Annotated in this window: 20 protein-coding genes and 1 pseudogene; 10 read left to right on the top strand and 11 right to left on the bottom strand. The window is 68.6% G+C overall.

Annotated features, from left to right (window positions below; genetic code table 11):
* Nucleotides 1-199: 199 nt before the first annotated feature.
* Nucleotides 200-1,675 carry an APC family permease gene (locus PGN37_RS01400; protein WP_335329239.1) on the bottom strand — a complete coding sequence of 492 codons (1,476 nt, stop codon included), beginning with the start codon at nt 1,673-1,675 and terminating at the stop codon, nt 200-202.
* Between the two features lie 78 nt (nt 1,676-1,753).
* Here PGN37_RS01400 and PGN37_RS01405 point away from each other — a divergent pair, with 78 nt between their 5' ends.
* Nucleotides 1,754-3,127 carry an FAD-dependent oxidoreductase gene (locus PGN37_RS01405; RefSeq protein ID WP_335329240.1) on the top strand — a complete coding sequence of 458 codons (1,374 nt, stop codon included), beginning with the start codon at nt 1,754-1,756 and terminating at the stop codon, nt 3,125-3,127.
* Here the strand turns inward: PGN37_RS01405 and manA are convergent.
* From manA to PGN37_RS01425, 4 genes are all read right to left on the bottom strand, one after another.
* Nucleotides 3,072-4,298: a mannose-6-phosphate isomerase, class I gene (manA, locus tag PGN37_RS01410; RefSeq protein WP_335329241.1), complete on the bottom strand. Its 1,227-nt coding sequence runs from the start codon at nt 4,296-4,298 to the stop codon at nt 3,072-3,074. The genes PGN37_RS01405 and manA overlap by 56 nt on opposite strands.
* A 5-nt stretch (nt 4,299-4,303) precedes the next feature.
* A complete protein-coding gene (locus PGN37_RS01415; RefSeq protein ID WP_442932813.1) occupies nt 4,304-5,407 on the bottom strand; it encodes a TobH protein in 1,104 nt (367 codons plus the stop codon).
* Nucleotides 5,404-6,789 carry a phosphomannomutase/phosphoglucomutase gene (locus PGN37_RS01420; RefSeq protein ID WP_335329242.1) on the bottom strand — a complete coding sequence of 462 codons (1,386 nt, stop codon included), beginning with the start codon at nt 6,787-6,789 and terminating at the stop codon, nt 5,404-5,406. The genes PGN37_RS01415 and PGN37_RS01420 overlap by 4 nt, the downstream gene beginning before the upstream one ends.
* An 88-nt stretch (nt 6,790-6,877) precedes the next feature.
* A complete protein-coding gene (locus PGN37_RS01425) occupies nt 6,878-7,297 on the bottom strand; it encodes a DUF3499 domain-containing protein (RefSeq protein ID WP_335329243.1) in 420 nt (139 codons plus the stop codon).
* 130 nt (nt 7,298-7,427) lie between these two features.
* On the opposite strand from PGN37_RS01425, the gene PGN37_RS01430 reads away from it, so the two are divergent.
* Nucleotides 7,428-7,850 carry a metallopeptidase family protein gene (locus PGN37_RS01430; protein ID WP_335329349.1) on the top strand — a complete coding sequence of 141 codons (423 nt, stop codon included), beginning with the start codon at nt 7,428-7,430 and terminating at the stop codon, nt 7,848-7,850.
* Between the two features lie 7 nt (nt 7,851-7,857).
* On the opposite strand, the gene PGN37_RS01435 is transcribed toward PGN37_RS01430, so the two are convergent.
* Nucleotides 7,858-8,121: a WhiB family transcriptional regulator gene (locus PGN37_RS01435; RefSeq protein ID WP_335329350.1), complete on the bottom strand. Its 264-nt coding sequence runs from the start codon at nt 8,119-8,121 to the stop codon at nt 7,858-7,860.
* Nucleotides 8,122-8,551: 430 nt separating this feature from the next.
* Here PGN37_RS01435 and cofD point away from each other — a divergent pair, with 430 nt between their 5' ends.
* Genes cofD through PGN37_RS01450 form a run of 3 tightly spaced genes read left to right on the top strand, consistent with a single transcriptional unit; the run spans nt 8,552 to nt 11,417 of the window.
* On the top strand, nt 8,552-9,538 hold the full coding sequence (gene cofD, locus PGN37_RS01440; protein ID WP_335329244.1) for a 2-phospho-L-lactate transferase: 987 nt from the start codon (nt 8,552-8,554) through the stop codon (nt 9,536-9,538).
* The gene (locus PGN37_RS01445; RefSeq protein WP_335329245.1) at nt 9,535-10,878 is read left to right on the top strand and encodes a coenzyme F420-0:L-glutamate ligase; all 1,344 of its coding nucleotides are present in this window, start codon (nt 9,535-9,537) and stop codon (nt 10,876-10,878) included. The genes cofD and PGN37_RS01445 overlap by 4 nt, the downstream gene beginning before the upstream one ends.
* On the top strand, nt 10,875-11,417 hold the full coding sequence (locus PGN37_RS01450; protein ID WP_335329246.1) for an NUDIX hydrolase: 543 nt from the start codon (nt 10,875-10,877) through the stop codon (nt 11,415-11,417). Before PGN37_RS01445 ends, PGN37_RS01450 begins: the two co-directional genes overlap by 4 nt.
* On the opposite strand, the gene PGN37_RS01455 is transcribed toward PGN37_RS01450, so the two are convergent.
* The 4 genes from PGN37_RS01455 to rfbD form a co-directional block, all read right to left on the bottom strand.
* Complete coding sequence (locus tag PGN37_RS01455; protein ID WP_335329247.1) at nt 11,418-12,287, bottom strand: hypothetical protein; 870 nt, start codon at nt 12,285-12,287, stop codon at nt 11,418-11,420.
* A gap of 146 nt (nt 12,288-12,433) precedes the next feature.
* On the bottom strand, nt 12,434-13,513 hold the full coding sequence (locus PGN37_RS01460; protein ID WP_442932822.1) for a sugar phosphate nucleotidyltransferase: 1,080 nt from the start codon (nt 13,511-13,513) through the stop codon (nt 12,434-12,436).
* Nucleotides 13,513-14,391, bottom strand: a complete 879-nt coding sequence (locus PGN37_RS01465; protein WP_335329248.1) for a glycosyltransferase family 2 protein — start codon at nt 14,389-14,391, stop codon at nt 13,513-13,515. Before PGN37_RS01465 ends, PGN37_RS01460 begins: the two co-directional genes overlap by 1 nt.
* Nucleotides 14,392-14,407: 16 nt before the next feature.
* Nucleotides 14,408-15,265 carry a dTDP-4-dehydrorhamnose reductase gene (gene rfbD, locus PGN37_RS01470; RefSeq protein ID WP_335329249.1) on the bottom strand — a complete coding sequence of 286 codons (858 nt, stop codon included), beginning with the start codon at nt 15,263-15,265 and terminating at the stop codon, nt 14,408-14,410.
* Nucleotides 15,266-15,333: 68 nt separating this feature from the next.
* On the opposite strand from rfbD, the pseudogene PGN37_RS01475 reads away from it, so the two are divergent.
* From PGN37_RS01475 to PGN37_RS01495, 5 genes and pseudogenes are all read left to right on the top strand, one after another.
* A pseudogene (locus PGN37_RS01475) lies at nt 15,334-16,802 on the top strand (LCP family protein).
* On the top strand, nt 16,802-17,512 hold the full coding sequence (locus tag PGN37_RS01480; protein WP_335329352.1) for a TIGR03089 family protein: 711 nt from the start codon (nt 16,802-16,804) through the stop codon (nt 17,510-17,512). The pseudogene PGN37_RS01475 and the gene PGN37_RS01480 overlap by 1 nt, the downstream one beginning before the upstream one ends.
* 201 nt (nt 17,513-17,713) lie before the next feature.
* Entirely contained in the window at nt 17,714-18,040 is a 327-nt protein-coding gene (locus PGN37_RS01485) for a hypothetical protein (RefSeq protein ID WP_335329250.1), read from the top strand.
* 426 nt (nt 18,041-18,466) lie between these two features.
* The gene (locus tag PGN37_RS01490; RefSeq protein WP_335329251.1) at nt 18,467-19,627 is read left to right on the top strand and encodes a hypothetical protein; all 1,161 of its coding nucleotides are present in this window, start codon (nt 18,467-18,469) and stop codon (nt 19,625-19,627) included.
* A gap of 37 nt (nt 19,628-19,664) precedes the next feature.
* On the top strand, nt 19,665-20,450 hold the full coding sequence (locus PGN37_RS01495) for a biotin--[acetyl-CoA-carboxylase] ligase (protein WP_335329252.1): 786 nt from the start codon (nt 19,665-19,667) through the stop codon (nt 20,448-20,450).
* Nucleotides 20,451-20,522: 72 nt separating this feature from the next.
* On the opposite strand, the gene PGN37_RS01500 is transcribed toward PGN37_RS01495, so the two are convergent.
* Complete coding sequence (locus PGN37_RS01500) at nt 20,523-21,692, bottom strand: acyl-CoA dehydrogenase (protein WP_335329353.1); 1,170 nt, start codon at nt 21,690-21,692, stop codon at nt 20,523-20,525.
* Nucleotides 21,693-22,071: the final 379 nt, after the last annotated feature.

The following is a 22,071-nucleotide window of genomic DNA, read 5'->3' on the forward strand; positions in this document are numbered from 1 at the left end:
ATAGATGGCTTTTTGTCACCCGTCTAGACACATACACATGTTTTGTAAAGACGCCGGACGGCGCGAGAGCGCGTGTTTGCACACCGCTGCCCCACGTGTCGTGTGAAAGAGCGCGCAGTCGAGCCCGACGAGCGCGCGCGAAATGCCACAGATAGCGGCGCGCCGACGTACAGACCCGCGCGCTCGCGGAACGAAGTAACTAGCCCCGGCGGGCGAGCAGGGAGTGGCGCCGGCCGTAGAGGAAGTACACGATCACGCCCAGGCCCATCCAGATCAGGAAGCGGATCCACGTCAGCCCGGTCAGGTTCAGCATCAGCCACACGCACGCGATGATCGACAGGATCGGCAGCACCGGCACCCACGGCGTCGTGAAGCCGCGCTTGAGATCAGGCCGCGTCCGCCGCAGCACCAGCACGCCGGCCGACACCAGGACGAAGGCGAACAGCGTGCCGATGTTCACCATCTCTTCGAGCTTGCCGATCGGGAACACGGTCGCGGTGATCGCGACGACGACGCCGACGAGCAGCGTGATCCGCACCGGCGTGCCGTGCTTGCCGGTCTTGGCCAGTCCGCGCGGCAGCAGTCCGTCGCGCGACATCGCGAAGAGTACGCGGGTCTGCCCCAGCACCAGCACGATCACCACGGTCGTCAGCCCGGCGAGCGCTCCGATCGAGATCACCTTGGCCGCCCAGTCCACGCCGTTCAACGAGAACGCGGTCGCCAGGTTCTGCGTCTCGGCGTCCCGCAGCTCCTTGTAGCTGACCATCCCGGACACCACGACGGTGACGGCGACGTAGAGGACGGTGACGATGCCCAGCGAGGCGAGGATGCCGCGCGGCACGTCACGCTGCGGGTTCTTGGTCTCCTCGGCGGTGGTGGCGACGATGTCGAACCCGATGAACGCAAAGAACACGATCGAGGCGCCCGCGAGCACGCCGTAGAGGCCATAGTGGCTGCCTTCGGCGCCGGTCAGCAGTGAGAACAGGGATTGCTCGGTACCCGAACCGCCCTCGCCTGCTTCGGTCGGCGGGATGAACGGTGTGTAGTTCTGGCTCTTGATGTAGAACGCGCCGACCATGACGACGAGGAGCACCACGCCGACCTTGATCGCGGTGATCGCGAGGCTGACGCCGGCCGAGAGCTTGGTGCCATAGGCCAGGATCGCGGTGACGAACGCGATGATCAGCAGCGCGCCCCAGTCCACCTCGAATCCGCCGACGTCGGCGACGCCACCGCCGAAGCCGAAGACCGTCCCCAGGTAACTCGACCAGCCCTTGGCGACGACGGCCGCGGCGACGGCGAACTCGAGGATCAGGTCCCAGCCGATGATCCACGCGACGAACTCGCCGAACGTCGCGTAGGAGAAGGTGTACGCGCTGCCCGCCACGGGCACCGTCGAGGCGAACTCGGCGTAGCAGAGCGCCGCGAGCCCGCAGGCGACGGCGGCGATGATGAACGAGATCGAGATCGCCGGGCCGGTCAGGTTGGCCGCGGTGGACGCGGTGATCGTGAAGATACCGGCGCCGATCACCACCGAGACGCCGAAGACGGTGAGATCCCACCAGGTCAGGTCTTTGCGGAGCCGGGTGTCGGGCTCGTCGGTGTCGGCGATCGACTGTTCCACCGACTTGACCCGGCGCTTGTTCGTCGCCTGCGCCGCCGACTCCTGCGTCATCAACGTCCTCGTTTCGTCATCGCTTCTGCGGGAATGTACCCACAACCCCCCATAAAATGACCCCCAATGGCTGCTCTCATGACACGAACCCACGCGATCGTCATCGGCGCCAGCCTCGGCGGGCTGTGCGCGGCGAAGGTCCTCTCGGAGGAATTCGAGCGAGTAACCCTCTTCGAGCGCGACGTCCTGCCCGACGGTCCGGCGAATCGGCCGGCGGTTCCGCAGGGTCGTCACGTGCATCTGCTCATGGCGCGCGGCGCCAAGGAGTTCGAGGCGCTGTTTCCCGGGTTGCTCGACGACATGGTCGCCGCGGGCGTGCCGATCCTGGAGAACCGGCCGGACTGCATCCACTTCGGCGCGGCGGGGCACGTCCTGGGCACCCAGCACACGTTGCAGGACGAGTTCACCGCGTATGTGCCGAGCCGGCCGCATCTGGAGTGGCAGATCCGTCGTCGCGTGCTGGAGCTACCGAACGTCACGCTGGTCAACGACAGTGTCGACGAACCCGTGTACGACGGTCACCGTGTCACCGGGGTGACGGTGGGGGGTGCGACGGTCGACGCCGATCTGGTGGTCGACGCGACGGGTCGCGGCACCCGGCTGCCAGTGTGGTTGGCGCAGTGGGGGTTCGAGCGTCCGTCCGAGGACACCGTCGAGGTGGGCATCGGGTACGCCACCCACCAGGTGCGGATTCCCGACGGTCTCCTCGCCGAGAAGGTCGTGGTGGCCGGCGCGTCACGGGAGCAGCCGCTGGGCCTCGGCATGCTGTACTACGAGGACGGCAACTGGGGGCTGACCACATTCGGCATCGCAAAGGTGCCGCCGCCCAAAGACTTCGAAGGAATGTGTGCGCTCGCCGACGAGATCCTGCCTGCGCATGTGAGCGCCGCGCTGCGCCAGGGTGAGCCGATCGGCGAGGTGGCCTTCCACAAATATCCGACCAGCCGGTGGCGGCGCTACGACAAGCTCGACCGCTTCCCCGACGGCATCGTGCCGTTCGGCGACGCCGTGGCGAGCTTCAATCCGACGTTCGGGCAGGGCATGACGATGACGTCGCTTCAGGCGGGTCATCTACAGCGCGCGTTGGCCGAACCCGGTGAGAGTCTCGGGCTGACGTTCGCCAAGGCGGCGACGAAGACGACGTGGCCGGTGTGGACGATGAATGCGGTCGGCGACCTGGTGTTGCACCGAGCGGAGGGGTCGATGCCGTGGTGGTATCGGCCGGTCGGATCGTTGTTCGACCAGTTCCTCGGCGCGGCCGAGACGGATCCTGTTCTGGCCGAATGGTTCCTGCGCCGGTTCAGCCTGCTCGACAATCTCTACATGGTGCCGTCGGCGAAGCTGGTGGGCCGCACCGTGCGTCACAACATGCGGTTGTGGGTCGCCGAGAGGAAGGCTAGAGGCCGACGGTCACGCGAAACAGTCGCGTCGGCTCCTGCGCCATCAGCCTGATCGGCCCGTCGTCGGCGGCCACCCACGCCGCCGCCCCGCGCTGCAGTGTCACCGCCGACGCTTTGGCGTGCACGGTCACGGAGCCCTGTGTGCACAGCAGGATCTGAGGCCCGTCGTGGCGGGTGGGCGCATCGATCTCGTGGCCGAGGTGCTCACCGTCGACGGCGAGCACTGACACCGCGAATTCCGGTGCGGGAGTGGGATAGACGAGCTCGGCGCCGTCGCGGACGGGTTCGGGCGAGACGATGACGTCGACGGCCGGGGCGAAGTCGAGGACCCGCAACAGCTCCGGGACATCGACGTGCTTGGGGGTCAGCCCGCCGCGAAGAACGTTGTCGGAGTTGGCCATCACTTCCACGCCGACACCCTGCAGGTAGGCGTGCAGGTTGCCCGCGGGCAGGTAGATCGCCTCGCCGGGCTGTAGCGAGAGCCGGTTCAGCAGCATCGAGGCCAGCACGCCCGCATCACCGGGGTAGCGTTCGCCGAGTTCCAGCACCGTCTTGGCTTCGCGCGCGAATTCCTGTTCACCCGAACGCAGATAGTTGATGGCACCGTCGAGCACGGCGGGCACCAGCACGTCGAGATCCGGCTGCGGGAACGTGATCCACGTCGTGAACAGCGCCCGTAGGCCGTCGGCGTCGGACTGCCCGGACAGCAGGTTGATGAACGGGTCGAGTTCGGCCACACGGAGTGCGCGCATCAACGTGACCGATCGCGCGGCCGGAGCGAAGCCGGCGAGCGCCTCGAACGGGCTGAGCGCGACGATGATCTCGGGCTTGTGGCTGCGGTCGCGGTAGTTGCGGGTCGGCGCGTTGACCGGAATACCCATCCGGTCCTCACGCGCGAAACCCTCGATCGCTTGCTCGGTGCTGGGGTGTGCCTGCAGTGAGAGCGGTTCGTCGGCGGCGAGCACCTTGAGCAGGAACGGCAGCGAGTCGCCGAACCGACCCCGAACCACCTGTCCCAGTTCACCTTCGGGATCGGCACGCAGCGCGTCGAGGAGTGAACGGTCGCCGTCGTCGGTCTGGAGGTGGGCCGGGTCGCCGGGGTGGGCGCCGAACCACAGCTCGGCCTCCGGGTGCGGGGTGGGGCTGGGCGCCCCGGTGAATTCGGCTATCGCAGTCCGCGAACCCCATGCGTAGGTCCGCACCGCGCCCCTGAGCAGATGCACTCGTCTCAACCTCGAATCAGACGCTGGTAGACGGCCGCCATCTCCAGGCGGACCGCCATCAGCGCCAGTTGTTGCTCGGGTCGGCCGGTGCCGGGCGTCTGTGTTGAGCCCAGTACCTCGTCCCCGACTCCCCCGAGTTCCGGCACGTCGTTCGCGTTGAGCACGGATACGTCGTCGAAACCGCGCAGCCGCGCCGAGACGGCGGGTCTGTCCTCGTCCGAGGTCAGCACGATGGTGCGGGCACGTTGCGGCAGTGGGCCGTCGAGTTCCTCGTCGTGGAAGATCGACAGCTCCTCGAACCCGGACGAGGTGCGCCCCCACCCCGAGCCCAGCGCCACCAGAACGTCGGCAAGTCCCACCGCGGCCACGGTCCGCTGAGCGACCCGCAACATCACTGTGCAGGTATGTCGGGCCAAGGTCAGCGTGGCCGGTGTGTCACCGGCGAACACGACGTCGCGGTCGAGCATGCGCTGGGCCAGCTCTTTGGCGGGATTGGTGAAAACCTCACGCGCAGCGCTGTTTCGGAAGGCTTCGGCGTCGAGGTCGTCGGCGAGGGTGGCGAGGTTCACCCGCACACCGGGCGTGACCACCTCGAGCGCGGCGAGGCCGGCGGCCAGGTAGCGGGCCAGTGTGAAGTCGTCGGGCACGGGCAGCCGCGGCGGCAGCGCCACGGAGCGTCCGGCGGTCGCGTCGCGCAGGGGCCCCTCGTAGGGGGCGGCGACGATCACGCGTGCCCCGCGGCGCACACCCATCGCGGCCGCGGTCACCAGAGCGGGATCGCCGGGGTCGTCGCCGGCGACGACCAGGACGTCGAGAGCGCCGATCCAGGGCGGCGCCTCGGTGGCGACCACGATCGGGGCGGGCAGGGATCCGCCGAGGACGGTGGCGAGCATCGATCCCGCGGTCGACGCGGTCCCGCGGCCGGACACCCAGATCACGGTGCGCGGCGGCGCGTCGGAGCGCACCGACTCGAGATCGCCTTCGGACAGCGCCGATGCGGTGGCCCGCACCTGCGCACCGGCCATCGACGCGGCGCGCAGCAGCCCGTGCCGATCCGCGGCCAACAGGCCTTCGGCGTCGTCGAGGTCCACCACGGCGGTGGCTGTCACGTGAATTCCCCTGCTCCCGCGGTGATCAGCGCTCCGATCTCGTCGATCAGCGCGGCCACCTCCTCGGGGGTGCGGGCCTCGGCGTTGAGCCGCAGCAGCGGCTCGGTGTTCGACATGCGCAAGTTGAACCAGCTGCCGTCGCCGAGGTCGACGGTGACGCCGTCGAGGTGATCCATGGCGTGCACCCGGGATCCGAACGCGGCGAGGACGGCGTCGACGACGGCGGGGGCGTCGGTGACGGTGTAGTTGATCTCGCCGGAGGCTTCGTAGCGTTCGTAGTCGGCCATGATCTCCGACAGCGGGCGGTCCTGTTCGCCGAGGGCGGCCAGCACGTGCAGCGCAGCGAGCATGCCGGAGTCGGCACCCCAGAAGTCGCGGAAGTAGTAGTGCGCGGAGTGTTCGCCGCCGAAGATCGCGCCGGTCTCGGCCATCAGCGCCTTGATGTAGGAGTGCCCGACGCGTGAGCGCACCGGTGTGCCGCCGCGCTCGGCGACCAGTTCGGGCACGGCCCGGGAGGTGATGAGGTTGTGGATCACCGTCGCGCCGATCTCGCGGGTCAGTTCGCGCGCGGCGACCAGCGCGGTGACCGCCGACGGGGACACCGCCTGTCCGCGTTCGTCGACGACGAAGCAGCGGTCGGCGTCGCCGTCGAACGCCAGCCCGATGTCCGCACCGGTCTCGAGCACGAAGCTCTGCAGGTCGACGAGGTTGGCCGGGTCCAGCGGGTTGGCCTCGTGGTTGGGGAAGGTGCCGTCGAGTTCGAAGAAGAGCGGCGACAGTGAGATCGACGCGATCGGGCCGAGCACTCCGGGGGTGGTGTAGCCGGCCATGCCGTTGCCTGCATCGACGGCGACCTTGAGTGGACGCAGCGCGCTGACGTCGACCAGCGACCGCAGGAAATTGCCGTAGTCGGCGAGCACGTCGCGGTCGGATGCCGTGCCGCGCGGTCCGTCGTGGTCGGGGACGCCGGCGATCACCTCGTCGCTGATCGTGCTGAGACCCGTGTCTTTACCGACGGGTTTGGCTCCCGCGCGGCAGAGCTTGATGCCGTTGTAGGCGGCCGGGTTGTGGCTCGCCGTGAACATCGCCCCGGGGCAGTCCATCAGTCCGGAGGCGAAGTACAGCTGATCGGTCGACGCCAGACCGATGCGCACGACGTCGAGTCCCTGCGCCATGACGCCCTCGGCGAACGCGGTCGACAGCGCCGGCGAACTCTCGCGCATGTCGTGGCCGATGACGACCTGCGTCGCGGTGTCGCGCACCAGTCGAGCGAAGGCAGCGCCGACCTCGGCGACGAACTGCTCGTCGATCTGTTCGCCCACGAGTCCGCGCACGTCGTAGGCCTTGATGACGCGCTGTACAGCCTCGGCGGGCCGGGACATGGGGGCTCCTCACGCTGACGTGCTGACCGGTGGTGCCAGCCTAGCTGCCGGGAGCCGCGCGCACGGCCCGCACTGCGTCTCTGGGCACTCAGTCCGGCGGGTCGGGAAGCACCCGCAGATGCCCGCGCCTGCGACCGTTGACCTCGGGCCTGCGCACGGGCGGGGCCATCAGAGCACCGCTCTGGGTGCCGGTGACAGGGTCGGTGAAGCCGGTGAAGCCAGCAACGGGCCCGGCCGGCGCATCCCGGCCTTCGCGCACGGCGTCGGCGAGCGCCACGAGGTCGTCATCGTCGGGGTGGGACGGCAGCGGGCCGGCGTGGCGGACGAGTTCCCAACCGCGGGGGGCGGTGATCCGCCCGGCGTGCATGACGCACAGATCCCAGGAGTGCGGCTCGGAGACAGTGGCCAGTGGGCCGACGACGGCGGTCGAGTCCGAGTAGACGAACGTGAGCGTCGCGACCGCGTAGTGCGGGCAGCCTGGACGGCAGCAGCGACGGGGAACATTCACGAACGGAAGGTTATCGCCTGTGTTCGTCCGCGCCGCGCGGACACGCGAGCCGCGAGGGGCCCGAAGCCCAACCGTTACGATCTTTTTCGTGACCGGGCACAACCACCGAGGGTCCCGGCGTGGCCGCGGCATGCGAGGGCCGCTGCTGCCGCCCACCGTTCCGGGCTGGCGCACCCGCGCCGAGCGTTTCGACATGGCGGTGCTCGAGGCCTACGAGCCGATCGAGCGGCGGTGGCAGGAGCGGGTGGCGTCGTTGGACGTCGCGGTGGACGAGATCCCGCGGCTGGCTCCGAAGGACCCGGACAGTGTGCAGTGGCCGCCCGAGGTCGTGGCCGACGGGCCGATCGCGCTGGCGCGCCTGATCCCTGCCGGGGTCGATGTTCGCGGCAACTCGACGAGAGCGCGAATTGTGTTGTTCCGCAAGCCGATCGAGCGACGAGCCAAAGACACCGTCGAGCTGACCGACCTTCTGCATGAGCTTCTGGTGGCGCAGGTCGCCACCTACCTGGGCGTCGAGCCGTCCGTCATCGATCCGACGATCGACGAGGACTGACCGGCGACTAGATGATGCCGCGCTTGATGCGACGGCGTTCGCGCTCGGACAATCCACCCCAGATGCCGAAGCGTTCGTCATTGGCCAGCGCGTATTCCAGGCATGCGTCCTTCACTTCGCAGCCCAGGCAGATGCGCTTGGCTTCCCGAGTCGAGCCACCCTTCTCCGGGAAGAAGGCCTCGGGGTCGGTCTGCGCGCACAGCGCACGCTCTTGCCACTGGTCCTCGTCGGTTGCCAGCTCGTCGTCGATCGGGTCGGGCACCACGCTCAGTTGCGGGCGTCCCCCGATGCTTGCTGCCGTCGGATCGGTCTGGATGTGCGGTGCACTTCCCACCGAGCCGAGGAAGCTGCTGTCGAAATGTACCGAGTTGCCGAAATCGGCCTGTTCAAAAGCCATTTTCCCCTCCTCCACAGGTCTCGTAGATCCGTTGTAGCCAGCCCCACTATGTGCTCTGTGTGGCCACCCAATTCGAACAAGTGATCGAATCTCGGTCTGCGACACCGGAACCGGCCGGAGAACCGCGAATGACACTGCTGTGATTACACACGCGTTAGCTGTCTCGGTCAAGCGCTGGAACAGGAATTCATACCATTCCGTGACTCGATTTCGGCGCGTCGTGTTGTGGCGTGTCTGTCACGTTGCCGATCCGGGCCACCTCCGGGGGGCGGCCCGCGGTCGTAGGGGCCTAGTCTCGGTCGGTGTGAAGGTCACTGTTCTGGTCGGCGGCGTGGGCGGCGCTCGCTTCCTCCTGGGTGTTCAACATCTATTGGGGTTGGGGCAGTTCAGTACTCACGATACCGATGAGCACGAAGTGACTGCTGTGGTCAATGTTGGTGACGATGCGTGGATGTTCGGGGTCCGCATCTGCCCCGACCTCGACACCTGCATGTACACCCTCGGCGGCGGCATCGACCCTGAGCGCGGCTGGGGACACCGCGACGAAACCTGGCACGCCAAGGAGGAACTCGCGGCCTACGGCGTGCAGCCCGACTGGTTCGGCCTGGGCGACCGCGATCTGGCCACACATCTGGTGCGCAGCCAGATGCTGCGCGCGGGCTATCCCCTGTCTCAGGTCACCGAGGCGCTGTGCGCGCGCTGGAATCCCGGCGCCCGGCTGCTGCCGGCCAGCGACGACCGCAGTGAAACCCACGTCGTCATCACCGATCCCACCGACGGTGAGAAGAGGGCAGTGCACTTCCAGGAGTGGTGGGTCAGGTACCGGGCCCAGGTGCCCACGGAGAGCTTCGCGTTCGTCGGCGCCGACAAGGCCACTGCCGCACCGGGTGTCACCGAGGCGATCGAAGGGGCCGACATCGTGCTGATCGCACCGTCGAACCCCGTCGTCAGCGTCGGCTCCATCCTGCGGGTGGGCGGTATCCGCGCGGCGCTGCGCGCCACATCGGCGCCGGTGATCGGGTACAGCCCCATCGTGGCGGGAAAGCCGTTGCGCGGCATGGCCGATGCATGCCTGTCGGTGATCGGCGTGGACACCACCTCAGAGGCAGTGGGAGCGCTCTACGGCGCCCGCTCGGGCACCGGCATCCTGGACGGCTGGCTGGTCCACACGGGCGACGACGCGGTGATCGACGGTGTGACGGTGCGATCGGCGCCGCTGCTGATGAGTGAGCCGGCGGTCACCGCGGAGATGGTGCGCGCCGGTCTGGATCTGGCAGGGGTCACGCTGTGAGGGACCACGGCACGTCGGCTCCGGTGGAACTACTGCCGGTACCAGGACTTCCGGAGTTCCGGCCCGGCGACGACCTCGGGGCCGCGATCGCCGAGGCCGCCCCGTGGCTGCGGGACGACGACGTGGTGGTCGTCACCAGCAAGGTGCTGTCGAAGTGCGAAGGCCGCATGGTCGACGCGCCCGCCGATCCCGAGCTACGAGACACGCTGCGCCGCAGGTTGATCGACGGCGAGGCGGTGCGGGTGCTGGCCCGCAAGGGCCGCACGCTCATCACCGAGAACGCACTCGGGTTGGTGCAGGCCGCCGCGGGTGTGGACGGGTCGAACGTCGACTCCCACGAACTCGCGCTCCTACCCGTCGATCCCGACGGCAGCGCCGCGGCGTTGGTTCAGGCGTTGCGGGAGCGTCTCGGCGTCCGCGTCGGCGTCGTCGTCACCGACACGATGGGTCGGGCGTGGCGGACGGGACAGACCGACGTCGCGATCGGCGCCGCGGGCCTGGAGGTGCTGCACGGCTATGCGGGCGAACACGATCAGCACGGCAACGAGTTGATCGTCACCGAGATCGCGGTCGCCGACGAGATCGCCGCCGCCGCCGACTTGGTCAAGGGCAAGCTGACCGCGGTCCCGGTGGCGGTGGTGCGCGGGCTGACGCTGCGCGACGACGGGTCGACGGCACGCAACCTGGTGCGCGCCGGCGAGGAGGACCTGTTCTGGCTCGGCACCGAGGAAGCCATCGCGCTGGGGCGCACACAGGCGCAGCTGCTGCGACGGTCGGTGCGGAGCTTCAGCGACGACGCGGTGGCGCCGGCGCTGATCCAGTCGGCGGTCGCGGAGGCGCTCACCGCGCCGGCGCCGCACCACACCCGGCCGGTTCGCTTCGTGTGGGTGCGCGACATGTCGGTGCGCCTCCGGCTGCTCGACGCGATGAAGGAGTCGTGGCGGGCGGACCTGCTGGGTGACGGACGGGACCCCGCCGCGGTGGAGCGCCGCGTGTCACGCGGCCAGATCCTCTACGACGCGCCGGAACTGATGATCCCGTTCATGGTGCCCGATGGCGCGCACAGCTATCCCGACGAGAAACGCACTGCGGCCGAGCACACAATGTTCACGGTGGCCGTCGGTGCGGCGGTGCAGGGTCTGCTGGTGGGGCTCGCGGTGCGCGGGGTGGGCAGCTGCTGGATCGGGTCGACGATCTTCGCTCCCGATCTGGTGCGCGCCTCGTTGGACCTACCCGGCGATTGGGAGCCGTTGGGGGCCATCGCGGTCGGCTATGCCGCCGACGGGCCGGCCGCGCCGCGGGATCCGGTGCCCACCGATGGCCTACTGGTCGAGCGGTGAGCCTTCATCAGTCGGCCGTCGACACGCTGACCCGGTGGCAGCCGGCCGATCAGGCGCAGGAGTCGATGCGGCATGCCGTGCTGGCCTTCCTCGACGCCAATCCGAAGGCATGCCTGCGGGAGTCGGTGCCCGGGCACATCACGGGGTCGGCGCTGGTGCTCAATCACGAAGGGACGCATGCTCTTCTGACACTGCATCCGCGATTCGGCCGCTGGTTGCAGCTCGGGGGGCACTGCGAGCCAGACGATCCCACGCTGGTCGCGGCGGCGCTGCGGGAGGCCACCGAGGAGTCGGGCATCGCGGGGTTGACCATCGACGAGTTGCCGACGGCGATCCACGTGCACCCGGTGACGTGTTCGCTGGGTGTGCCGACGCGGCACCTCGACGTGCAGTTCGTGGTGCGCGCGCCACGCGGGGCGCAGGCGGAGATCAGCGACGAGTCACTCGATCTGCGGTGGTGGCCGCTGGACGACCTGCCGGGCGGAAGCGATTTCGGCCTGCGCCACCTCGCCGCCCTCGCGAAAGTGCAGCCACGGTAGTCACCGCGCACTCGCAGCGACCGTGAGCGCACCTTCGCGAATGCGCCATGCCGCCGCGACCCTTTCGACGATGTCGTCCTCGGTGTCTTCGCTGATCACCTTGACGTGCAGCCACTCCCGAGCGCGAATGAGCCGAAGACGCTGCTCGTCCCAGACGTACTGATTCCGGTCCTCGCGGTGGTGATCACCGTCGTATTCGACCGCGATGTTGGCGTCCTCCCACCCCATGTCGAGAAACGCGAACGGCTTGCCGCGGCTGTTCAGTAACGGGATCTGTGTGGCGGGCCGCGGAAAGCCACGCCGCACCAGGAGCATGCGCAGCCAGGTCTCCTTCGGCGATTGGGCTCCCCCATCCATATGCCCCACCGCGGTGCGGAGCTTCTTCACCCCGCGAGCGCCGGGATACACGTCGGCGAGTGCGAGTATCTGCGCCGGAGCGACGTTCGTGGCGTTGGCGATCGCATCGAGATGCTCGACGGCGCGAGCAAGTGGTAGATGACGTCCGAGGTCGAGCGCTGTGCGGGCAAGCGAGCTCACCGGTATGCCTCCGAGCCGAACCACTTCCTCAGTGGTGACGCGCTCGTGTCGCGAGATGATCCCTGGTGGAGGACGTTTGCAGTCGTAGATCAGCTCGATCGGGACATGGTCGTCGACCCAGCGGGCGCCATGCAGAGCGGCCGCCGCTCGGCCCGCGATCACCGCACGCCGCTGAGACCACAGCCACGCACCGACGGTGCGGTCGGCAAGCGACGCTTCGGCATCGCGGGCGATATAGACGTTGGGGTACAGGCGCCGATAGCCGTAGCGCAGTTCTCCAGGAGTCAGTGTCCCCGCTGCAATCGCTTCACTACCGAGAAAGACCGCGTGCATGTGCCGAGCGTTCCCGCGGCATCCGACAGGACGGGGGCCTCAGAGAAGGGTTATCCACAGCCCATTTTCCGCGAAAGTGCGCTCACGGTAGCTCGGAGACGCTCAGCTCTACCGTGAGAGCACTCTCGCGGCTCGCGCCCCAGCACCTAGATGTCCGTCGAGAAGCGGATGCCGCCGTCGGGAATCGTGATCCCCGGCCACACCCGCGCACCGCGTAGCAGCTCACAGCGAGCCCCGACGTCGGCGCCGTCGCCGATCACGCCGTCGCGGATCAACGCCCGCGGCCCGATGTGCGCGCCGAAGCCGATGATCGACCGCTCGATCACCGCGCCCGCACCCACTTTCGCGCCGTCGAAGATCACCGCGCCGTCCAACCGCGCCCCGCCGGCGATCTCGGCCCCGCGACCGATCACGGTGCCGCCGATCAACAGTGCTCCCGGCGCGACCGACGCCCCGTCGTGCACCAGCGATTCGCCGCGATGCCCGCCCAGGGCCGGCGACGGCGCGATGCCACGCACCAGATCCGCCGAGCCGCGGACGAAGTCCTCCGGCGTTCCCATGTCCCGCCAGTAGGTGGAATCGACGTAGCCGCAGACCTTTCGGCCGTCGGCGAGTAGGCCGGGGAAGACCTCGCGCTCCACGGACAGCGCGCGCCCGGTCGGGATCTCCTCGATGATCGACCGCTTGAACACGTAGCAGCCAGCGTTGATCTGGTCGGTCGGCGGGTCCTGTGTCTTCTCCAGGAAGGCCGTCACGGTGCCGTCGGATTCGGTTGGCACGCAACCGAATGCGCGAGGATCGCCGACGCGCACCAGGTGCAGGGTGACGTCGGCCTCGTTCTCCGCGTGCGAATTCAGCAGTGCGCGCAGGTCGCATCCGGACAGCACGTCGCCGTTGAAGACGACGGCCGTGTCGTGGCGCAGTTTGGATGCGACGTTGGCGATTCCGCCGCCGGTGCCCCGCGGCTCGTCTTCGACGACGTAGTCGATCTGCAGCCCGAGCTTGGAGCCGTCACCGAATTCGGCTTCGAACACGCCCGCCTTGTAGGAGGTTCCGAGGACCACGTGCTCGATGCCGGCATCGGCGATGCGAGACAACAAGTGAGTGAGGAAAGGTAGCCCGGCGGTCGGCAGCATCGGCTTGGGCGCCGACAACGTCAGGGGGCGCAGGCGCGTGCCCATTCCGCCGACAAGGACGACCGCATCGACCTCGGCTGGATTCACCATCACCCCTGCCCCCTTCGGGCTTTCATCGAACTCCGCACCACCAGCCGAGACCGCGCCCCCAGTGCCGTCCGGAACGCCCACCGTAGCGGAGCGTGCCGTCGTTTCGGGTAACGATCCGCGAGAAAAGTGTAAGTGCTCGCGTGATGGGCGGCGAGGTTGCGGGCGGGGTCGCGGCCAGTCGAGTGGCCTTTGGCGTGAAGCACCTCCGCCGAGGGCACGTAGATGTTCTGCCAACCGGCGCGGCCGAGCCGATCACCGAGGTCGACGTCCTCCATGTACATGAAGTAGCGCTCGTCGAAGCCGGCGATCTGGGCGTAGGCGGCGCTGCGCATCAGGAGGCACGACCCGGACAACCAGCCGACGGCGCGTTCGCTGGGGTCCTCTCTCTCCTGGCGGTAGACGGCGGTCCACGGGTTCGACGGCCAGATCGGTCCGACGACGGCGTGCATGCCGCCCCGGATGATCGACGGCAGGTGCCGCGCGGAGGGGTACACCGACCCGTCGGGGTCGCGGATCAGCGGGCCCAACGACCCGGCCCGCGGCCACCGGTCGGCGGCTTCGAGCAGCAGGTCGATGCTGCCGGGCCCCCATTGCACGTCGGGGTTGGCGACGACGAACATGTCGGTCGTCGTGCACAGTCCGTATTCGGTGACGGCCCGGTTGATCGCCGAGCCGTAGCCCACGTTGGCCCCGGTGCGGAGCAGCCGGGCGTTCGGGTAGCGCTCCACGGCCTCCTCGACAGAGCCGTCGTCGGAGCCGTTGTCGGCCATGATCACGGTCACCGGCCGCTCGGTGGCGTGGGCCAGCGACGCGAGGAACCGATCCAGGTGCGGCCCCGGCGAATACGTCACCGTGACGACGTACAGCTCGTCGCTCACCTATGGTCCATCCATCTCATCGCGTCGAGGGTAACGGGCGCAGTGCTGTGGCGATCGCCTCGCGCCACCCGCGCAGGGGTGTGAGGCCCGCCCGCGCGGATCCGGCCGCCGACAGCGCGGAGTAGGACGGCCGCGGCGCCGGTCGCGGGTGACGGTCGCTGTCGACGGGACGAACCCGCGCCGGATCGGCACCGAGTTCCGAGAACACGGCCTGCGCCTGGTCGAATCGGCTGGCTTCGCCGGCGTTGGCGGCGTGCAGGATCGGCCCGTCCACTCCCCCGTCGGCGATCTGCAGGAGCGCGGCGCACAGGTCGCCGACGTAAGTCGGCGAGCCGATCTGGTCGGCGACGACGTCGACGGTGTCCGATCCGCCGGCTGTACGGCGCATCGCGGCGACGAAGTCGGTGCCGTCGGCACCTTCGTAGACCCAGGAGGTGCGTACGACGTACGCCGTCGGCAGCGCCGCGAGCACCGCGTGCTCACCGGCGAGCTTGGTCCGGCCGTACACCGACAGCGGCCCGGTGGCGTCGTCGATGTCGTAGGGGCTACGTGCGCCCGAGGCTCCAAAAACGTAGTCGGTCGAGATGTGGATGAGCGTCGCCCCGGCTCGTGCGCAGGCGGCGGCGACGTTGCCGGCGCCGGTGGCGTTGACGGCGTGCGCGCGGTCCGGGTCGGCCTCGGCCTGGTCGACCTGGGTGAAGGCGGCGCAGTTGACGACGACGTCGCCGGCGCGGAGTTCGCCGGGGTCTGTACCGGTGATGTCCCACTCGGCCGATGTGAAGCCGAGGACCTCGCGGCCGTGTGCGGCGGCCTGACCTGCCAAAAAGCGCCCGACCATGCCGCCTGCGCCCGTGATCACGATTCGGTCAGCCATAGGTAGCGAGTGTGGCACGCCGAGGACGGCTTCCCCGCCTCGCGCCCTGGCGCCAGTAGCCTGGGCGAATGCCTGCAGCTCGGATGGCCCGTGTCGTCTCCGTCATCGTGACGTTGGCGATCGTCGTCGGCACCGGCGTCGCGTGGGGCAAGATCCGGTCCTTCGAGTCGGGCATCAACCACGTCAACCCGGTCGCGCTCGGCGAGGGCGGCGACGACGGCGCGATCGACATCCTGCTGGTCGGTATGGACAGCCGCACCGATGCGCACGGCAATCCGCTCAGCGCCGAGGAGTTGGCCACGTTGCGCGCGGGCGACGATGTCTCCACCAACACCGACACGATCATCTTGATCCGCATCCCGAACAACGGGCGCTCGGCGACGGCGATCTCGATTCCGCGCGACTCCTACGTCGAGGCTCCGGGGATCGGCAAGATGAAGATCAACGGCGTCTACGGCTCGGTCCATCTGGAGAAGATGAAGCAGCTCGTCGAGCAGGAGGGCGAGGATCCGAAGGTCGCCGAGAAGGAAGCCACCGAGGCGGGCCGCGAGGAGCTGATCAAGACGGTCGCCAACCTCACCGGCGTGACGGTCGATCACTACGCCGAGGTCGGCCTGTTGGGCTTCGCGTTGATCACCGATGCTCTGGGCGGGTCAATGTCTGCCTCAAAAACGCTGTGTACGAACCTCTTTCGGGTGCCGACTTCCCGGCCGGCTGGCAGAAGCTGAATGGTCCGCAGGCGCTGAGTTTCGTGCGGCAGCGCCACGATCTGCCGCGCGGGGATCTGGACCGTGTCACCCGTCAGCAGGCGTTCATGGCGTCACTGGTGCACGAGGTGATCTCGAGCAAGACGCTGTCGAGCCCCGCCACGCTGAATCGGCTCGAAGACGCGGTGCAGCGCTCGGTCGTGCTGTCCGACGGCTGGAGCATCATGGATTTCGCCGATCAGCTGAGCAAGCTCTCGGGCGGCAACATCGCGTTCGCCACGATTCCGATCGTCGAGGAGGCCGGCTGGAGTGACGACGGCATGCAGTCGGTCGTCCGGGTCAACCCTCCCGAGGTCAAGGACTGGGTGAGCAGCCTCCTGCACGACCAGGAGGAGGGCAAGACCGACGAGCTCGCCTACAGCACCAACCAGACCGCGGTCGACGTGATCAACGACAGCGATGTCAACGGCCTTGCGGCGGCGGTGTCGCAGGTGTTGACGGGCAAGGGCTTCACCGCGGGCAACGTCGGCAACAACGAGGGCACCAAGGTCACCAACAGCCAGGTGCAGGCGGCCTCGAGCGACGACAAGGGCGCCCAGGAAGTGGCCAAGGAGCTGGGCGGACTGCCGATCGTCGAGGACGCGTCGGTGCCGCAGGGTGCGGTGCGGGTGGTTCTGTCGGCTGACTACACGGGCCCTGGCTCGGGTCTGGACGGCACGGATGTGACGCTGTCGGCCCCGGTGGACACGGCGTCGGGCGGTGGCGAGGCGCTGCCGGTGGCGTCGCCGATCATCACGGCGGGGTCCAATGACCCGCAGTGCGTCAACTGATGGCGATCAACCTTTCTTCGGCGATTCTCGATCCGCTGCTGGCCCGCAATCCCGCGGGGCCGCGCATCACGTATTACGACGACGCGACCGGCGAGCGCATCGAATGTTCGACGGTGACGTTGGCGAATTGGGCGGCCAAGACCGCCAACCTGCTGCGCGACGAGATGGGGGCCGGTCCGGGAGGCCGCGTGGCGGTGTTGCTGCCCGCTCACTGGCAGACGGCGGCGGTGCTGCTCGGGATCTGGTGGATCGGCGCCGAGGCGGTCGTCGGCGGCGGTGACGCCGACGTCGCGTTGTGTGCCGAGGGCCGGCTCGATGAGGCGGACGCCGCGGTCGGCGGCGGCGAGGTCGCGGTGCTGTCGCTGGATCCGTTCGGTCGGCCTGCGGCGAATCTGCCTGTGGGAGTGGCGGATTACGCGACGGCTGTGCGGGTGCACGGCGACCAGATCGTCGCCGAGCGCAATCCTGGGCCGGCGTTGGACGGCCGCTCAGGTGACGACGTTCTCGCCGCGGCCCGCGCCGCTGCGGATGCGCAGGGCCTGGGCGCCGACGATCGAGTGCTGTCCTCGGCACCCTGGGACACGGCCGAGGATGTGGTTGCTCATCTGGTGGCGCCGTATGCGGTGGGCGCATCTCTGGTCTACGTCGCGCACCCGGATGCCTCTGCGCTGGATCGTCGGCGCGCGACGGAGAAGATCACGCGCGGCTAACGCAGCTGCATATTTCGCGTCACGAACCAGCCGTTCTGGCGAAGTCGGATGCCACTGTCGCCGAACGCGGTGTTCAGCCCGACATAATTGACAGAATCGTTACTGTGACCTTAATGTTCCCGTAACCACATGCTGTTCACAGGTTGATCGAGCACACTGATCAACGACCGACAGCGGCAGATCTGGCAAAGGACGGCGCCGATGGACACGACCATCACCGCACTGACAGTCCTCGTGGCGCTCACGCTGTGGCATCTCCGCAATCGCCGGCACGCCGGCTGGTTGGCCAGCGCTGACGGCCGCTTCTTCGTCTTCTGCGGGTACGCGCTGGTGGCAATAGCCGCCTACTGGCTCGAGTCGGCGCCCACCGCGACCACCTGGGAATGGGCGTTCGGGAACCTGTGGGGCCTCGCCGCGATGGTCACGTTCGTAATCGGCTTCGGGCACCTCAACCGCGCCACCACAGACCACGCGTGGGCAGCCCAGCAGGTCGAGGCCATCGAGCATTCGGACGCCACAGCGAAATAGTTCGGTACGCAGAGCGAAGCGACCCGTGATTCACGGGTCGTTTTTCGTATTTCCGGGGCATGTTCCGGCATTCACGATCAGCAAAGCAGTTGGCGCAAAGCGTCCGAACCGGGCTGTGTCGGCTGCCATACTCCGGGCGGGGCCGGGGGTCGCGCCCCGGGGGAACGCCTGTGAGCAGCCGACGGACGGCGCTCGCGGGCACAACACAATCAGGGGGGCGGGATGTACCGGGGGAATCGAGTTTCAGCACGGACATGCGTACAGATCAGCGGAGCCGCTGTGGTGGCCGGCGGTCTGCTGATGGGGGGCTCGGCAGCTATTGCCCTGGCAACACCTCAGGCAGCTGACCAGAACAGCCCGGCCTCCTGTGCGGACTGGCGACTTCCCTGCGGCAGCGACACGTCAGTGGACGCTGGACCGGCTGCCGTGCGGACTTATAAGGGGCCGATCCTCGGGTTGTTCGGGCCCGGGCTCAATGCACCGGCGGACTGCGTCGGCGCGGAATGCAGCGGTGGAAACGGCGGCCTGATCTTCGGCAGTGGCGGCGACGGCGCGAATGGCGGAAAGGGCGGCGACGCTTATTTCTTCGGTTCTGGCGGACGCGGCGGTGACGGTGCGGTGCCCGGTCAGGACGGAGGAGCTGGCGGACGTGGCGGCTTCTTCTTCGGCGCGGGCGGTGACGGTGGCGACGGCGCCGACGGCGAGGACGGCATCGACGGCGTCAACCCGACGTCGGGCGGCAGCCAGGCCGATTCGGGGACCTCGTACGGCGATCTTCTCGGCAGCGGCAATCAAACCGGTCTCGGCGGCGGCGTCGGCGACGATGCGACCGAGGAGGGCCAGGGTGGCGGCAGCGGCGGCAAGGGGCAGACGGCGCTCAGCGGCATCGGCTATGTGAATGGCGTTCTGACGCTGACGCCTCCCGGAGGCGTCGCCACAGGTGGCAATGGCGGCCGCGGTGGCGACGGAGCATCAGGCGGCCGGGGCGGTGACGGTGGAACCGGTGGCGATGCGTACAGCTTCGGCTCCGTCGGCGGTGAGGAAGCCATCGGAGGCAGCGGCGGCAACGGCGGCAATGGCGGAACGGGCGCCGATGGCGGCAACGGCGGCAATGGCGGATTCGCGCTGGCGACTCAAGAGTTCCCCGCCAATGGCGAGGGCTTCCAGGGCCGGGGCGGTGACGGCGGCCGAGGCGGAAACGGCGGCAAGGGCGCGAGCGGCACGGACGGCACGAACGGCGGCGCCGGAGGTGCTGGTGGACGCGGAGGCGCCTTCGGTGGCCGCGGCGGCACGGGCGGCGCGGGAGGTGACGGCGGCGACGGCAGTGACGGGGCCCGCGGCGGTAATGGCGGCAACGGAGGTGACGGCGCCGACGCGTTGAGCGATGGCCGTGCGGGCGAGCCGGGCCTTGAAGGACAGGGCGGCGACGCCGGTGCTGTCGGCACCGGCGGCAAGGGCGGCGAAGGAGGCGCAAGCGGATTCGGGCGGCAGCGCGGCGAGTCCGGGGACGGCGGTGAGACCGGGGCGTCCGGGACACCGGGCGACCCTGGCACCCCGGGGCAGCGCGGCCGGGGTCGAAGCGACTAGCCGTCGAGTCGTGACGGGGGGCCGATAGCCTCGACCAATGCCGTCACCTCAACGCGTCGCTCTGAACCGGGAGGCCCTGGTCTCCGCGCTCGACGGGACGGGGTGGCGCCGCGTCGACGTCGTCGAGGACACCGGGTCGACGAACGCCGATCTTGTCGCCCGGGCTGCTGCCGGTGAGGACATCGCCGGGGCGGTGCTGCTGGCCGAGCATCAGTCGGCCGGGCGCGGCCGGCACGGGCGTCGGTGGTCGGCTCCCCCGCGCACGCAGATCGCGGTCTCCGTCGGTGTCGACACCACGGGCGTCGCACCGGAGAGCTGGGGCTGGCTGCCGCTGCTGACTGGCCTCGCCGTCGCGGCGTCGGTGCGATCGCATGGCGTGGACGCAACAGTGAAGTGGCCCAACGACGTTCTGGCCGGCAGCGGGAAACTGGCCGGCATCCTCGCCGAGGTGGCGGCCCCCGTCGTCGTCGTGGGCGTCGGGCTCAACGTGGGCTTCGACGCGAGTGATGTGCCCGACCCCAATGCCGTGTCGATGGCGATGCTCGGTGCCGACGTCGACCGCACCGAGCTCGCGGCTACGCTGCTGCGCACACTCAGCGGCCGCATCGAGCAGTGGCGCGCCGGCGACGTCGCTTTGGCGGCCGACTATCGCGGGATCAGCTCGACGATCGGCACCCGGGTGCGCGCCCTGCTGCCCGGTGACGACGAAATCATCGGTGTGGCAATCGATGTCGACGACGGTGGCCGCTTGATCATCGATCGCGACGGCTCGCCCGTCACGGTGTCGGCGGGCGACATCACGCACCTGCGCCCGGCCGACTGATCCCCCGCGGAATAGCATTCCCGGCTGCAAAAATCGCCTCGCAGCGACCGGGAATGCTATTCCGCGAAAGGACTACTTCAGCAGCGCCCGGCTCATCACGACGCGCTGAATCTGGTTGGTGCCCTCGTAGATCTGGGTGATCTTGGCATCCCGCATCATGCGCTCGACAGGGAAGTCGATGGTGTAGCCCGCCCCACCGAACAACTGCACGGCGTCGGTGGTGACCTCCATGGCGACATCGGAGGCCAGGCACTTGGACGCCGCGGAGATGAACCCCAGGTTGCCCTCGCCCCGCTCGGCCCGAGCGGCCGCGCTGTAGACCATCAACCGCGCGGCTTCGACCTTCATCGCCATGTCGGCGAGCATGAACTGCACGGCCTGGAAGTCCGAGATGCTCTTGCCGAACTGCTTGCGGTCCTTGGTGTATTCGATCGCCGCGTCGAGAGCACCCTGCGCAATGCCGACAGCCTGCGCGCCGATGGTCGGGCGGGTGTGATCCAGCGTGGCCAGGGCGGTCTTGAAACCGGTGCCGGGGTCGCCGATGATCCGGTCGCCCGGGATGCGGCAGTTCTCGAAGTACAGCTCTGTGGTCGGTGAGCCCTTGATACCGAGCTTGCGCTCCTTGGGTCCGATCGTGAAGCCCTCGTCGTCGACGTGCACCATGAACGCCGAGATGCCGTTGGCGCCCTTGTCGGGATCGGTGACGGCCATGACGGTGTACCAGGACGACTTGCCGCCGTTGGTGATCCAGCATTTGGTGCCGTTGAGAATCCAGTCGTCGCCGTCAGCCTTGGCGCGGGTGCGCATCGCAGCGGCGTCGCTGCCGGCTTCACGCTCGGAGAGCGCGTAGGACGCCATCGCCTCACCGGAGGCAATCGACGGCAGCACCTTCTTCTTCAGCTCGTCGGAGCCGCGAAGGATCAGGCCCATGGTGCCGAGCTTGTTGACCGCCGGGATCAGCGACGCCGACGCGTCGACGCGCGCCACTTCTTCGATCACGATGCACGCGGCCACCGAGTCCGCGCCCTGCCCGTCGTACTCCTCGGGCACGTGCACGGCATTGAAGCCGTTGGACACCAGCGCGTCGAGAGCCTCCTGCGGGAACCGCGAGTTCTCGTCGACGTCCGCCGCGTACGGAGCGATTTCCTTCTCCGCCAGCGCGCGGATCGCCTCACGCAGTTCTTGGTGCTCCTCGGGCAACTGGAAAAGATCGAACGAGGGATTTCCGCCCCAACCAGCCATCATCATCTCCTTGCTACTCGCCGGTAACTTTACCGTGCTCGCGCGTCGGCGCGAAGTCCGCATGCCCGCGCTCTCAGCCGAACCTCAGCAGGAGACGTGGTTAATTCACAACTTGCCTGGCTACTCTCCCAAACATGCAGGTCTTCATTGATGGTCCCGCTCTCCGACGCACCGCTCACTGCGAGTGCGGCTGGAACGGCTCTCGCCATGTTCTGCGCGCTTCCGCTGTCGTTGACGCAGGCATGCACGCGGCGCAGACGGGCCATATCCAGGTTGCCGCTCCGGTGCAGAGCGCCGAGCCGATCGTGGTGCTCCGCGCTTCCTGAACCGAGCCCACCTCGGGCTTGTGTGACGAACATCACACAACAGTATCTCTCGC

The sequence above is a fragment of the Mycobacterium kyogaense genome (assembly GCF_036946525.1).
Taxonomy (GTDB): Bacteria; Actinomycetota; Actinomycetes; order Mycobacteriales; family Mycobacteriaceae; genus Mycobacterium; species Mycobacterium kyogaense_A.

Excerpts from the sequence above, each read along its gene's own strand:
- PGN37_RS01495 (WP_335329252.1), top strand. The coding sequence starts at position 19,665 with ATGCCGTCACCTCAACGCGTCGCTCTGAACCGGGAGGCCCTGGTCTCC.
- PGN37_RS01455 (WP_335329247.1), bottom strand. The coding sequence starts at position 12,287 with ATGCACGCGGTCTTTCTCGGTAGTGAAGCGATTGCAGCGGGGACACTG.
- PGN37_RS01420 (WP_335329242.1), bottom strand. The coding sequence starts at position 6,789 with ATGTCCCGGCCCGCCGAGGCTGTACAGCGCGTCATCAAGGCCTACGAC.
- PGN37_RS01480 (WP_335329352.1), top strand. The coding sequence starts at position 16,802 with ATGGCGATCAACCTTTCTTCGGCGATTCTCGATCCGCTGCTGGCCCGC.
- PGN37_RS01405 (WP_335329240.1), top strand. The coding sequence starts at position 1,754 with ATGACACGAACCCACGCGATCGTCATCGGCGCCAGCCTCGGCGGGCTG.
- PGN37_RS01500 (WP_335329353.1), bottom strand. The coding sequence starts at position 21,692 with ATGGCTGGTTGGGGCGGAAATCCCTCGTTCGATCTTTTCCAGTTGCCC.
- PGN37_RS01460 (WP_442932822.1), bottom strand. The coding sequence starts at position 13,513 with ATGGTGAATCCAGCCGAGGTCGATGCGGTCGTCCTTGTCGGCGGAATG.
- rfbD (WP_335329249.1), bottom strand. The coding sequence starts at position 15,265 with ATGGCTGACCGAATCGTGATCACGGGCGCAGGCGGCATGGTCGGGCGC.
- PGN37_RS01430 (WP_335329349.1), top strand. The coding sequence starts at position 7,428 with ATGCGAGGGCCGCTGCTGCCGCCCACCGTTCCGGGCTGGCGCACCCGC.
- PGN37_RS01485 (WP_335329250.1), top strand. The coding sequence starts at position 17,714 with ATGGACACGACCATCACCGCACTGACAGTCCTCGTGGCGCTCACGCTG.
- PGN37_RS01400 (WP_335329239.1), bottom strand. The coding sequence starts at position 1,675 with ATGACGCAGGAGTCGGCGGCGCAGGCGACGAACAAGCGCCGGGTCAAG.